This window comes from Tunturiibacter gelidiferens (assembly GCF_014201335.1).
Taxonomy (GTDB): Bacteria; Acidobacteriota; Terriglobia; order Terriglobales; family Acidobacteriaceae; genus Edaphobacter; species Edaphobacter lichenicola_E.
In genome coordinates this window covers 318,810-331,337 of sequence record NZ_JACHEB010000004.1, presented here as the reverse complement: position 1 = coordinate 331,337, position 12,528 = coordinate 318,810, and the positions used below count along the sequence as shown (strand labels likewise).

The 12,528-nt window shown below is 52.2% G+C and carries 11 protein-coding genes; 3 read left to right on the top strand and 8 right to left on the bottom strand.

Annotated features, from left to right (window positions below):
• Window positions 1-290: 290 nt before the first annotated feature.
• Window positions 291-1,031: a hypothetical protein gene (locus HDF14_RS10230; RefSeq protein ID WP_183976106.1), complete on the bottom strand. Its 741-nt coding sequence runs from the start codon at window positions 1,029-1,031 to the stop codon at window positions 291-293.
• A gap of 958 nt (window positions 1,032-1,989) precedes the next feature.
• Here HDF14_RS10230 and HDF14_RS10225 point away from each other — a divergent pair.
• Both HDF14_RS10225 and HDF14_RS10220 read left to right on the top strand, forming a co-directional pair.
• The gene (locus HDF14_RS10225) at window positions 1,990-3,678 is read left to right on the top strand and encodes a hypothetical protein (protein ID WP_183976104.1); all 1,689 of its coding nucleotides are present in this window, start codon (window positions 1,990-1,992) and stop codon (window positions 3,676-3,678) included.
• Window positions 3,679-3,809: 131 nt separating this feature from the next.
• A complete protein-coding gene (locus HDF14_RS10220) occupies window positions 3,810-4,646 on the top strand; it encodes a Ku protein (RefSeq protein WP_183976102.1) in 837 nt (278 codons plus the stop codon).
• Window positions 4,647-4,979: 333 nt separating this feature from the next.
• Here the strand turns inward: HDF14_RS10220 and HDF14_RS10215 are convergent, their stop codons facing one another.
• From HDF14_RS10215 to HDF14_RS10205, 3 genes are read right to left on the bottom strand one after another with little or no spacing between them, the layout of a single operon-like run.
• Window positions 4,980-5,861, bottom strand: coding sequence for a hypothetical protein (locus tag HDF14_RS10215; protein ID WP_183976094.1), 882 nt, complete (start codon window positions 5,859-5,861; stop codon window positions 4,980-4,982).
• A 15-nt stretch (window positions 5,862-5,876) separates the two neighbouring features.
• Complete coding sequence (locus tag HDF14_RS10210) at window positions 5,877-6,770, bottom strand: DUF2092 domain-containing protein (RefSeq protein WP_183976092.1); 894 nt, start codon at window positions 6,768-6,770, stop codon at window positions 5,877-5,879.
• Window positions 6,771-6,814: 44 nt separating this feature from the next.
• Complete coding sequence (locus HDF14_RS10205; protein ID WP_183976090.1) at window positions 6,815-7,120, bottom strand: hypothetical protein; 306 nt, start codon at window positions 7,118-7,120, stop codon at window positions 6,815-6,817.
• Window positions 7,121-7,719: 599 nt separating this feature from the next.
• Here HDF14_RS10205 and HDF14_RS10200 point away from each other — a divergent pair.
• Window positions 7,720-8,016: a hypothetical protein gene (locus tag HDF14_RS10200; RefSeq protein ID WP_183976088.1), complete on the top strand. Its 297-nt coding sequence runs from the start codon at window positions 7,720-7,722 to the stop codon at window positions 8,014-8,016.
• Between the two features lie 171 nt (window positions 8,017-8,187).
• Here HDF14_RS10200 and HDF14_RS10195 read toward each other — a convergent pair whose 3' ends face one another.
• From HDF14_RS10195 to HDF14_RS10180, 4 genes are all read right to left on the bottom strand, one after another.
• Window positions 8,188-9,387: a hypothetical protein gene (locus tag HDF14_RS10195; protein ID WP_183976086.1), complete on the bottom strand. Its 1,200-nt coding sequence runs from the start codon at window positions 9,385-9,387 to the stop codon at window positions 8,188-8,190.
• A complete protein-coding gene (locus HDF14_RS10190; protein ID WP_183976084.1) occupies window positions 9,339-10,880 on the bottom strand; it encodes a Dyp-type peroxidase in 1,542 nt (513 codons plus the stop codon). Before HDF14_RS10190 ends, HDF14_RS10195 begins: the two co-directional genes overlap by 49 nt.
• A gap of 11 nt (window positions 10,881-10,891) precedes the next feature.
• On the bottom strand, window positions 10,892-11,752 hold the full coding sequence (locus HDF14_RS10185; RefSeq protein ID WP_183976082.1) for a hypothetical protein: 861 nt from the start codon (window positions 11,750-11,752) through the stop codon (window positions 10,892-10,894).
• Between the two features lie 71 nt (window positions 11,753-11,823).
• Complete coding sequence (locus HDF14_RS10180; protein WP_183976080.1) at window positions 11,824-12,492, bottom strand: flavodoxin family protein; 669 nt, start codon at window positions 12,490-12,492, stop codon at window positions 11,824-11,826.
• Window positions 12,493-12,528 lie beyond the last annotated feature (36 nt).

The window sequence follows — 12,528 nt, the reverse complement described above, 5'->3', positions numbered from 1 at the left end:
TGGACAGACTCGATAGCTTCATCACGGCAACATCTGGAATGCGTCTCACTTATGAGAGGTTGATGGTATGAAAGACAACCCAGACACGCCAGAGGTCCCAGACGAGCTAAACAAGATCGTGGACAACGTACTAGCTATCGCCCCAAGCCTAAAAGCAAGGGTGCTAAGAAACGAACGCGCAAGAAAAAAGCGTTCGAGAAGCAAGCAAAACCCACCTGATAACGGTGGGTTTCTTATTGGAGAGGTGGGGTCATGGAGACAACAATCAGTATGGAGTTGAATTGCTTTGTTTAGCGTATTTCGTTGTGATGTGGGCATCTAATTGTGGCGGCTGGTTGACCGGGCATCGCGTAAAAGCACTCGTCAGTCCAATAACGATTCCCAGCGTCATCAAAGTATTCGTACCGCATAGCAACAACAAATTGCCCGGCAAAACCTTGGGGAGCTTCTTCGCGGCTAACGATCACCTTCGAGTCTGGCTGACCCTGCATGATGATGCTCTCATTCAGTTGGTCTCCTTCTAGATCGGCTTGATCCAAGGGTCTGTTTCCAAGGTTTACTTTGAACCACTTATTGATCTGCTCGAAGGAGCCATCGTTCAAGAAAATCCGTCCGGTTTCTTTCAGGCGCAGCGCGGGAGATTTTCCATAGTTCCAGAACGACACCGCGGTAGCCAATCTCCCACCTACAACGGAAACTGAATTGATTTTCGTAGGGGTAGTGGCGACGTAGGGCCTTTCATCGGCCAGAAATTGCTTGCGCGTGAGCTTGGCTATCGTTTGATTGGAGCAAGCCTGCCAGAAGGTCAATCCCGCGTAAATGATCACAAAGAAGAGGGTAAATACCTCTATTCGGACCTTCAGATTCTCTCGGGTGGAACTCTCTTTCTTTTCGGTGGCTGCGGCGTCCTTTACTTCTGGTGGAGAATCCACGACTATCTCTCCACGAACATGCAAATCACCAGAGACTTTACGTTTCTGATCCTTTCCGCCGTCTTGGTTTGGGCCGGAATTGCCGTGATGATTGCTCATTTATGTCCAATGCTCTGACATTGGACGCCCTTGAATCTCAGCATAGGTAATGTCTCCTAAGCCAAATCGTATCAGCGATCTAGCGGCCAAGGGAGTCAAGTATATAAATCCCCAATTTTGGAGCGCCAAATATGTTTGATGCTTTTCGCCAGTTATGGATAAATAAGGACAAATAGCCACTTCGGCATGCCAACACTTCCTATAACATTTTCCAGGTATATTCGTCTTCTGTTCGTCTATACTCTTTCCATTAAACGGATCTGGAAACTCCCAACCGAGCAAAGTCTCGCGGATCAATGCTCATCATGCAAGAGGCTGATCCGACCAACAGACAAAATGCGTTGACCTCGGATTACTCACGATGCCTTCATTGTGGTGCCGTTTACGCCACAGTAGACATGTGGGGAAAGAGTAGAGCCGTGGCCACCAGGTGAGCCTATGCCCATCGTGAGGATGTTCTTCCAAGAAACGATGATGCGATATAGCGTGTGCTTCCTCCAGGGAAACACGCTCATCGACAACCATTGGAAGTTCCCTGACCCAGAGAAGATCATCGGTCTTATGGAATCAGCCAACTGCCGGTTCAAAGACATTCAGTTGGTGAGGCAGCAACTGAAAGAGCGGAAGCCAGGATCAATTGATATCGAGTTGAGCCAGGAACAGTTCGATAGGCTTAGGAGTCGCAAACAGAGAGTTCAAAAGTAAGCACTGAACATGAGAGGACAGCGAGTGCCAAGCAAGATCAAAACTCCGAAGCAATACAAGCCAATGGGATTTGGTGACAGAGACGACAAAGGATCTGTTGAGGCTCATCTCAGAGCCAAGGCTGAGGCAAGAGAGATGCGTCAGTACAACACACGGATCAAGGAGCTTGAGGCGGAAGACGGGTATATCCTGAGTGTCCAACTGCACATGCCCGACGACGATTTCCTTACTCTAAAGAGAGCCTCACAATATTATGAAGAAGATTCTCTTATTCATCGCCAGCCTTCTATTCGTTGCGCACATCTACGCCCAGGCGACGACCTACACAGACACGATCAAAGCCCCGTCGAGGAATGTCGTGACTTCTCGACAGAGCAATGTGCTGGAAGCCAGCCTCTTTCCAGGATCAGACATTGGCGCCCAGGTAAACAACGCAATCCATGCCCTCCCGGTACCGTGCGGGAAGATCACGGTTGCACCGGGAAATTACTCGCTATCGACCAAAATCCAAAAGCCACGATGCGTTGTTCTGGACTTTAATGGATCCACTTTAACCTCAACCATCACCAGTGGGGCGAGCATCTCCACCGGCAGCAATTTCGGGACGGACACAACCATTTATGCGTGGGGAAGTATCAAAAACCTCAAGCTGTATGGACCAGGACTGATCGCCGGGACAGTAGGAATTTGGCTTGGCGGGGATCGTAATGGTGTATATGCGCCGACCGGGAATAACGACTTCCTGGATTCCTACGAGAACATTAACATTGAAAACTTTGAATCTGGCATGGACGCTGGAGTGGCTTTTCAAGATGCTTTCTATTCGGACTCTTTGAGTGCCAACAAGTACGGATACAAAGTAGACGGACAGTTCGGCGGCGAGAACATGAATATGTTCGGGATGCAGATTCTGAACAACGGCACCTATGGCTTCTATGCCCCGAATATGCCAGCCAGTGAATACGTCTGCATGTCATGTTCGATTGACTATAACGGCACCGGCCAATCTGGGCAGGCTGGTATCTATATTCTGAATGGTCGCTTGACGTTGCTGGGCGGACACATGGAGCAATGCGGCGGGTACTTTATTGATGGCCCAACTTCTACCACGGTTCAACAGCAGCTCAGCATCAGCGGAATGACGTTCGTTGCCAGTGGGAAATCAACTCCCAGCGAGAGCGGCTGCCCCGCTTTTACTGCGGCTGATCCTGCCTACATTCACGTAACGGGATACAATTCCGGAATTAATATCGGGCAAGGCGTAGAGATAATCCGCAATCACACGTATACCTCGTTCATCAACTGGCAAGCAACTGGAGCAGCTAACGAGCTTCACGTCGAGCCTTACTCTGATCCGCTCACTCCCACTGGAGTCGGCCTCCAGACTATTGGCCCAGGACAGAATACCGCTATTGGTGGCCTTCAGATACCGATCTATGCCCAGTACATCTCAACAAGCCAATACTTTAGTTCGATTACAGTCGGATCGGCAGTAGGAGGTGCTTTTCCCGCAACTGGCGACATCTTCGCTAGTGGGTTGCTCGGCACGAATATCAATACAGGCGGCAGAGTACCTGGCACGTCAGCCTTTCCCTTTAGTGGCGGGTACATGGGCTTTAACTCAGCAAATAACGGCGACGTGGATTTCTACAGCCCATACTCAAACCCCGCTACCTCTGGAGAGGCTTACGACTTCTTTCTGAACTACAGAACCTCGTTCTCAAAGATACTCAGTATCGACCGTTCAGGATCAATAACAGCCAACGGAGCCATCTTCCAGAAGGGCAGTATCCAGATAGGCGTTCCAGGTGCAGCATCCACAGTCTTCTCCTTCGCCACAGCACCATCTGGCAGATGTACTGCTGGCGATATTGGCATGAATCGTGCTGGCATCCCTAACTCCCTGTATATCTGTCAAGCAGGCACTTGGGTAGGTAAGTAACCGTAAGCAACGAGCATCATGCAAGCTGGCAGGCTGCTGTGGAGCGCATTGAGGAATTGATGGGGGATCAGTCCGTGTGACGCGGGCTTAACTCTCCGCATCATATTCTCAACTATTTGCTAGGAGATGCGATGCCAACTCGTCCCACATGGTCTGGATCGATTCAGATTTCTCTTGTTTCCATCTCGGTCAATATCTTTCCTGCCACCAATCCTGGACGACAGGTCGAATTTCACCAGATTGACCGCAAGACGCATAAGCGCGTCCACCATCAGATCATTGATGAGAGTGGTGAAGTTGAGAAGGCTGACATCGTCAAAGGGTTTGAGTACGCGAAAGACAAGTACATCGAAATAGACCCTGATGAACTGAAGGCCCTGCGTATCCCAACCGCGACCACAATGCAGATAAAGCAGTTTGTCAAAGCCGACGAGATCTCTTCTGCTCTTTATGATCGACCCTACTTCGTCACACCTAAGGATGAAGTTCAGGCGAAGGCCCTGAGCATTATGCGAAAGGCTCTTGCTCAAACAGACACCTTGGGCATCGGAGAAATTGCCTTCAGCGGACGTGAGCATCTGGTGGCTATAGCCGCCCCGCTTGATCCTAAACAAAAGGGGCTTATGCTCTACATGCTTCGCTATGATGATGAATTGCGTGACCCCAAATTAACCCTTTCAGGCGTGAAGGAAGCTTCTGTAGATGCCGATGAACTTGCACTGGCAAAACAGCTGATCGCCAAAAGCACATCAAAGTTCGATTTGTCCGCATATCAAAACGACTATGAGTCAGCCGTCAAGAAATTGGTCGATGCAAAACGGAAAGGGAGGTCACTTCCCGAGCCAGAACCGGTGACGACCAAGACTAAGGTGGTCAACATTATGGACGCGCTTCGGAGCAGTCTGGCTAAAGATAAACCCACAAAGGCGACCTCAAAGGTTGCACGTAAGAAGAGAAAAGTTGCCTAGTATTACTGGTGAGAGCAATGTGCGGACGATACGAAGCTGGACAGAAACAGAGATCGCTGAGGCGCTCCATGTCTCCGCTACGCTTGAAGATCATTACTTCGGCCCGAATGTCGAATGCGCTCCGGGCTCGATTCAGCCTGCATCTGTGTTAAGGATGGTGAGCGTCAGATAATCGAGAAGCGTTGGGGATTCAAATTCCCCGACCGACTCGCCTTCAATGCGGTTCGTGTTCCCAAAAATCAGTTTGCGACAAGCCGGTTACGATGCGCAGTCTCTGAGGCTGAGCATGCCCGTCTAGATGACCAGATTGCGGGGCTCGGCGCGAGTCTCAATTTATGGAGCGGAAACCACGCGATAGTAGACACCGTTTGCGCCGTAGGCTGGTTGTAGCCATGTATTGCCACATAGGTAGTAGGTGTTACCACCTACATTGGGCGTTGCGCAACCAGTTGGCGCTGCCGCAACGATCTCTCCCATTGAATAAGCGTTTGCGGCTCCTGCCGCAACACCAGCGTTGTAGGCATTGCTCGTCGCAGCGGCGTTGTTCGCCGAAGCAACTGTCGCGCCTGTCGCCACGCCGGCGGCATAAGCGTTGGATGCTGCCGCACTGGAATTTGCAGAAGCGACCGCCGCTCCAGCAACTGCACCGACAGCCACTCCAACGGCTACTGCACCAGCGGTTGACCAGCCGCCGCAGTTGTAGCAACCAGTCGAGTAAGAGTTGACGACTACCGGCGGATGGTACGCCGCGGTCGACCCCCCATAATAATGATCACTTGCGTATACAGTTGAACCCGACGAGGTGGTCCCCACAGTTCCAACGCCAGCATAGTGCGTTGCCGAGCCACCATAACCATTCGTGGCAGTCGTAGTACCAGACCCCTCGGCATGATATGCGCTGCCGCCATAACCATTTGACGCAGTCGTTCCCTGCCCAGCATAGTGAGTTGCGCTGCCACCGTAAGCGTTGCTCCCACTCGTTGTGCCTGACCCTTCGGCATGATATGCAGAGTCGCCTTCTTTGTTTTGGTACGAGGTGCCCTGTCCGGCTGTATGAGTCGCCTCTCCGCCGTATCCACTTGTGCGGGTCGTTGTATCCCCAGCATGTGCAGTTGAGCCACTGCCATATGCATTCGCATGAGCCCAGGCAAAAGCTGGCTCACATGGCATCAAGGTGATCGTTGCGCATAATAGACCTGCTATTAGGTTCTTCATGAAGTCGCTCCTGCCTTACGGATTTGTCGGTGCAGTCACGGGCTTAACGGCATTATTTGAGCTCGGGCTGCCCGGCAATATGTTCGGACTGGCGAACGGAATGCGTTTGGCACTTGCGGCCGTCGAACTGCTGAATGCGTCATTTGGGACAGTCACATCAAGCTTCCAGTCGCTGAACACAAGCACATGTCGCAAATGCAACGGATCATCATCATAGATTGCGCGCAGCAGTCGCGGCAATTTATCTTCGGCCCCGATCCACGCTTCGATAAAGACTCCTCCACTGTCGTAGGCGACAATGTCCGTGGTTGTCCCGCCCACAATGTGGGACTGCCCAACGTAGAACGCCACACTCAGGCCCTGCGCGATGTCCTTGTACGGGTCCGTCACGATCACGTCATCGAACGGAAAGTAGACAGCGGCGGAATGGTATGCCGTCTCGAGCATTGCGTCCACCGTGGCCGGCGCTGCAGCGACGGCGACAAGGTTCTCTTTCGGTGCAAAAGCCATCATCGTCTTGCCGTTGTAATAGAACTCTGAAGCAGGGCCGTCAAAGAGGGTCAACACGCGAAGCTTGTCAGGGCGCTGAAGAAGTACCTCCGATTTGGTGCCATAAGCCAGGGGAAATCCTAAGCGACTCGGGTTTTCATAAGTCACGATCGCAGTGAATGACATTGAGTGGGCCGCAGCAAGTCGGGCGCTGGCAGCCTTCAGAATGTCGAGCGCCTTGGGTTCGAGTGACGGTGTTGTTTGTGCCTTTGAGGACAACGGGGGTGGCGATACGCTATCTGTAGCGGACTGAAGCGCCAAATTGCGTAGAGCCTGGGCATCCGCGATGCGCGTCGTTACGGCTACCACGCCAAATGCGAAAACAAGCCGAATTGAACGGCTGAGTGATAACGTGGTCATACTGTCCCCTCTAGAGTCTGTGTGCGAAGGCCGAAGCGGTTGTGTTACGGAATCATTCCGCACTCGAACATCTTGTTGGCAATCGGAGCTGCAACTTTGTTAATAAATATCGTCCGCATCTGCGGATCACTCTTAAGAAACTGAATTGCGCGTTGTTCTGCCGGTGTCGGGGGCGCCTTTTGCTCCTTCTGCACCCACAATTGTTGGCACGTAGAATTCTGGTATTTCGCAATAACCTTGTTTGCAACCTGATCCAGAATGGGGTGCTGGTCTTGAGCCCGTCCTTCTATCCGAACGGCACACGTAAAGAGTAGACAAATTAATGGCATGAAAATCAATTTTTCTTTCATTTCTTTCCTCTCTAACTCGCTCTAGTAACTAATTGTTTGACCACTGTGCTTTGGTTCGCCAATGGGATCGGTGTGGTGTGCAGCTAGAATTCTTTAGGCTGACCGGAGGACCGCTAGGGCGCTTCGCGAATATGTCGACGGTGACCTCGACTAGGTTGAGTGATCATTCTCAGACTTATCCGGAACATGCCACAGGTAGAAGCAATCAGTAAGCCAATCCGACTCCCATTCGCGTTGCACGGCTTAGCCGCTGCAACATATGGAGTTACCGAAATGCGGGATATGCGCGAACACCATCTCCGTTGCCTAAGCTCCGACCTGTCGGAGGAGACTCCGAGGGGTCGGAGGCTGTGACGAGGTCGGAACCGGGCAGCCGCTTCAGATAATACTTCCCGTGTGCTGAAGTGACTTGGCATGAACTTGGATAAAGTGCTTCGCTTACAGTAAGACGGTCGGCGCTCGGCCCGAATCTCGAATCGACGTGCAAACCGATAAATGTCTTTCATTGATATCGCGCGGGTCTAGGTTGGTATAGCCTCTGATCAGACGACTCGGCTAGATTCTGATCGAGAGGTCAATCGTCTTCCTGGAGAACGGAAATGAAATCTGTTTTGGTGACGATGTCGATTTGTCTCGCACTGGGTCTATCTGCGAACGCACAGTGCGTCAAAAATGCGCGTGGCAAGACCGTTTGCAGCGACGGCACGACGGCGGCGGCTGCCAACCCAAACACCGGTAAGGCTGCGGTGGCTCAGAAAAATCAGAACGGTGTAACGACCACAAAAACGACTACAGGCGGTACAGCCAAAACGAAAAACGGAACAGGCGTAGCTCAAGGCCCCGGCGGCACGACGTGCGCTAAGACTAAGAACAACGCAGCCTGTAAACCCAACTGAAATTAGAAGCGTTACAACATCACCAAGAGATGGTTTATCTCCGTGTATGTCTCATCGGCGGAATATTGCGATGATTTCCTGAATATGTGCGCAACGGATCTCATTTGCTTCCATGTGCTCGTGACCCTCTTCATCGTCCCCATTGTGCCGTAACGAAAGCACCATTTACCTTCAATTTTGACTTCCTGTGCCGGCCGCCCGCCAGCGGGCTTCCTTGCTCGCAGCCTCAGCACGCCAACGAGCGCGATTAATGCTCCCGACTGGGCGGCTATCCGAAGTTGAGTGTCCTGTCACATCGAAGTATGTCGCGTGGCTTGCAGCCTGAGGAAGTTGCGAGTTGGGGATGAGAGTAAGCCTTGCGACTCTATGGAAAGGAGCCTCAGATTCATTCCACACCAGGCTTGCATTCTCAATCCAGAAGTTTGCGTCATAACGCTTGCCCCAGTAGGTCATCCTTTGGGAATCGAGAAATTGAACCCCAAAATCGAAGCTACTCATGTTGCTATCTTCCTTTAGATGACGAATAAGCTCGTCCTGGAGAGCTTTCGGATTGCTCTTCTGTAAGGGATTCGCTGAGTTGGTTTGAGATGGTGTCGCCGAATATTCCACAACGTCAATCGGTCCGTGGCGAAACGGCACGTTGCTCCAATAGCGAAGTTGTTGGTATGCCTTGATGGCTTGGTGCGATTGTATTTGTGCCAACATAATCGCCCTCAATGCTCTCAGCTTGTCCTTGAGCGAGAGAGACCATAGGCCAACGCCCGGGTTCGATGCCGTCAGTACCTTCATGACCGCAAGAAATGCTTTTGAGTCATTGATGGGCAACGGACGCGCGTTTTGTAGTGAAAAATCTTGACGGCCGGCGGTCGTGGAAAGAGCTGTGCCACCCTGCGTAAGGTCGACCGAAAACGATAGCGACCGAACGTCAGGCTTGAAATCGGAGTTGATCTTGGGATCAGCGTTTCCGAAACGTACAATGGCGGGATACACACCGGGCTTTGCAAAGATGCCTTTCGCAAGCCGTGCAGCTAAAGCAGGCTCATTTCCTAGGGCATGGTCCAACACTTCAAACTCAGCACCTACGCAGATACCTTTTGGATGAGTTCCTCGACCGAGCGGTCGATTTTGTTGGGCCGCGGACTTTGCCTGCAGTGAGAGAACTCTTTGAGTGATCTCGTCGATGATCGCCTGTTCTTCACCAGGATCGCGCTCAGCGTCGCTGCCTGTCACTCCGAAACATCTGGTTAAGAACAACATTGACATCTCCTTTCGCAAACCACCGCGGTGTCCTCGCCCTTTTTTAGAAAAGTAACCGGTGAACCTTACAAACTGGATATGAACTTGAGGGCGGTGACGCTGGGGAGAAAGCAATATGCTGCAGCCTTGGTCGAAACGAAGGTTGAAAGCCCCGTCACTTTGATCGGAGGCAAGCCGTTTTTCTGAGGGATAACGAAGATGCTCTCCTCCGGGTCTTGAGTCCCAACCATGGGGTCTTTCGACTTGGGATTCAGCCGCACCGACCCGGCAAACTCCGCTTTGTTAACCCATTCGCCAAGCACAAACTCATATTGGTTCTCAATGTTGGAGTTAATGAAATATCCGAGCAGTCCGCGCTTGATGCCGTCGTATGGCTGAGAGGGGTCGAACATCGGTCCGTAGGGCAGACCACGACGAATTAGCCGGTGAGTATTATTGCTGCCGCCCGGCTGGCCTTGGCCTGTGACCGGCTGGCCGCGGGGATTGATTCGTCGCATATGTGCGCCAATAGGGCAGTGCAGCCCTTTGGGGTCTCCCGAACCATCGGGGTTCACATATTCGAAGTTATTAAATTGATCCGCAGCGATGCCTTCAGGAGGTCTGTCCGTGTCGGGTGACAGCGCAAGCGGCACCCCGTTGCGCCACCTGCCGCACATCTTGGCGGCGAGGAGCTCCGGATCAATCTTTTCCTTATTTGATTGCAAGAATTCCTCGAAGCCGACCACGTCTGTCTCGATCATCTTGAACACCGCAAAACTGCCGTTCAATCCAAGTTCGTGCGGCTCCGGCACGAAGTAATTTTCAGATTCGTTCATCAGCACAAACAGCCAAGGTTCGCAGGGCTGCTGATGGTCAAGAGAGTATCGTTCAGGACCGCCGCGAATGGTGGTCATACTGATTCCGTCGGTATAGCCGAAGTGCACCTTGGCAGTAGGGACAGGTTGACCGTCTTTCATCTCCATCAATGCCGCGCCGTCCTGCCGCCATACCTCCCTGAAGGCATCACCTTTTGAAAATAGGGCGGCGAGCTGGTCGCTGTAGGTGGCCATCGCTTCGGGACTGATGGCGTGAAGGGTGACGAGAACATGATCCGTGCCTGTACCAAAGCCTCCGACCCAGTGCTCTGGAGCGCTTGGCCCAATGTCACCTACCAGCGCGGCACGTTGAGCGGCACCGGCAGTGAATGCTCCGAAGGATTTGAAGGAGAGTGTTGGCACTCTGTCTCTGATCTCCAAGGCAATCATTCCCGGCCACGTTATTCCGACGTTGAGGCAGTAGTCGGGTTTGCGACGAGGTTTTTCTTCAGGATCGTCCTGTGGTCCCGGTTCAAAGCCTATATGCCAGTCCCGCGCGGTTGTGATCTGTGGCGCGTCCGACTCGTCGCCACTGATGAAGCGGCCAAACAGTTTACGTGCAGCAGCCGGATCGCCGACCTCCAACAAAAAGTGCCTCACCATTGGCATTCGATAGCCGCGCAGGATAAGTCCCTGGACATCGGGAAGATTCAGCGCGGACGCAGGTGGAACGGCATGGTTCTTCTCCTCGTTTTTCGCAAAGAGATTATGCAGGAAGCCGCCTCCCGCTTTCGTGTGCACAGGATTGTCCATAGTGTCCTTCTTTAATGTGTAGTGCCGACTTTAGCCGTTGGATCGCTCTGTCTATCCGCAACCAGAGCATGAATATCTTGCACGCTGAGCCCAGGATAGGCTTTGTAAAACCCAATAGGATTGAGATTAATCCCTTTCCCAAAGTCAATGAATTCCTGAACATACTTTCTGCACGGAGACGGTGGTGGGTCTTTGGTGAATTTGAATACGAGATCGAAGACGGGTCCTATAAATTTAGTGAAATCGGCGATGTATGTGTCAAAGGAGCCGTCGTATACGGTAAAGAAACCTACCTCGAGGTTCCCTAAAGGAACGAATTGGGCGAAGTGAGGTGTACCAACGGCGGCGAGATCCTTTTGGGTCTTGTGCGATCTCGCACGCAGGAGCAACTCTACCTCCACGTAGGCAAGCTTCGACTTGATGGGAAGGATCAACAGAAATGGGTTGATTACTCCAGCCGCTTCGACAGCAGCGTCCGACGCCAAGGCTTTAATCTCCTTGACGGTCGCATCTGGATACGCGCTGAAGAGCGTTGCAGCACCGAGAAGGTGTTCTGCGGCCCATTCAACAAACGCATTTGAATTAGCGGAGACTGGACTAGGTGGAGGATTCGATACATGCTGGAAGATCGTATCGAATAAAGAACCCGAGTGCGTGGCGAAATCCGTCATGAGCTGACCGAATTCGCCGTCGAAGTCGCCGAGAAAAAAAAGCCTGTCTCTAAGTACCGTGAAGCGCGAATAGTGGACAGTGCCGATCGCATCTTCAACTTTGAACAGATCCGTCATCAACGGCGGCAACTCTTCTGACACAGCTTTCGCATCTGCAGGCGACTTTAGGGGAAAGCTGAGGGTGAAGTGGTTCTGACTCATCGCTTGATCTCCATTTCTGATGTGCATCATGTTCTTGCCTGTCTGATTCCCGAGAAAGCGGGTGACCGCCGCTAGGAAGCAGTAACGAACAACTGGCTTGCCAACTCGTTCGCGAAAGCCCTGGCGTCTTCAAGCTGGAACTCCCGAAGATTCGTTGGCTTGATCTTCACGCCTAAATATCGAGACCGATACTCGCCCGATCCGAAATAACTGAGAAGCGAAAGCATCGACCGTACCTGGCCACCTTGATAGACAAAGTGGATGCCGCCTTTAAACAGACCGCCGCGCTTAGTTGCCAATCTTTTTACACTATTGAAGTTGTGCCGCCAATAGCGTCGACATAGAACCGCTATGGCGAATGGTTTTCCCGCCAGGACCCTGGCTGCCGCATCGGACTCCAAAAACGAGCGGACCGGTACGCTCATGGACATCCACCATGTGGGTGAACCGATGCAGACAAGATCGTACTCCCGCTCCGTGGTTCCGTCCGGAATACGGATGGACCCTGTCGCCCGGCGGAGTGTGGCCGGTATCATTTTAAAGACGTCGAGGTAAGGGTCAGGCATGGGGAATTTATCGAACCGATGTGCGTAGCGGCGATCTGTAAATTCAATCTGTGCCACAGTGACCTCAACATTTCGATCGCGCAACGCCCCGGCCATGGCTTCGACGACTCTGTGGGTTTGGCGCGTAAAGCTGTAATAGACGAACAGAACCGACGGTTTTTTATCCTGGTCCATCTGATTCCTTCCATGCTTCACGCCGTCTTCAGCAGT

What these genes read in the sequence shown, in the direction of transcription:
- HDF14_RS10230 (WP_183976106.1), bottom strand. Translation starts at nt 1,031, where the DNA reads ATGAGCAATCATCACGGCAATTCCGGCCCAAACCAAGACGGCGGAAAG.
- HDF14_RS10225 (WP_183976104.1), top strand. Translation starts at nt 1,990, where the DNA reads ATGAAGAAGATTCTCTTATTCATCGCCAGCCTTCTATTCGTTGCGCAC.
- HDF14_RS10220 (WP_183976102.1), top strand. Translation starts at nt 3,810, where the DNA reads ATGCCAACTCGTCCCACATGGTCTGGATCGATTCAGATTTCTCTTGTT.
- HDF14_RS10215 (WP_183976094.1), bottom strand. Translation starts at nt 5,861, where the DNA reads ATGAAGAACCTAATAGCAGGTCTATTATGCGCAACGATCACCTTGATG.
- HDF14_RS10210 (WP_183976092.1), bottom strand. Translation starts at nt 6,770, where the DNA reads ATGACCACGTTATCACTCAGCCGTTCAATTCGGCTTGTTTTCGCATTT.
- HDF14_RS10205 (WP_183976090.1), bottom strand. Translation starts at nt 7,120, where the DNA reads ATGAAAGAAAAATTGATTTTCATGCCATTAATTTGTCTACTCTTTACG.
- HDF14_RS10200 (WP_183976088.1), top strand. Translation starts at nt 7,720, where the DNA reads ATGAAATCTGTTTTGGTGACGATGTCGATTTGTCTCGCACTGGGTCTA.
- HDF14_RS10190 (WP_183976084.1), bottom strand. Translation starts at nt 10,880, where the DNA reads ATGGACAATCCTGTGCACACGAAAGCGGGAGGCGGCTTCCTGCATAAT.
- HDF14_RS10185 (WP_183976082.1), bottom strand. Translation starts at nt 11,752, where the DNA reads ATGAGTCAGAACCACTTCACCCTCAGCTTTCCCCTAAAGTCGCCTGCA.
- HDF14_RS10180 (WP_183976080.1), bottom strand. Translation starts at nt 12,492, where the DNA reads ATGGACCAGGATAAAAAACCGTCGGTTCTGTTCGTCTATTACAGCTTT.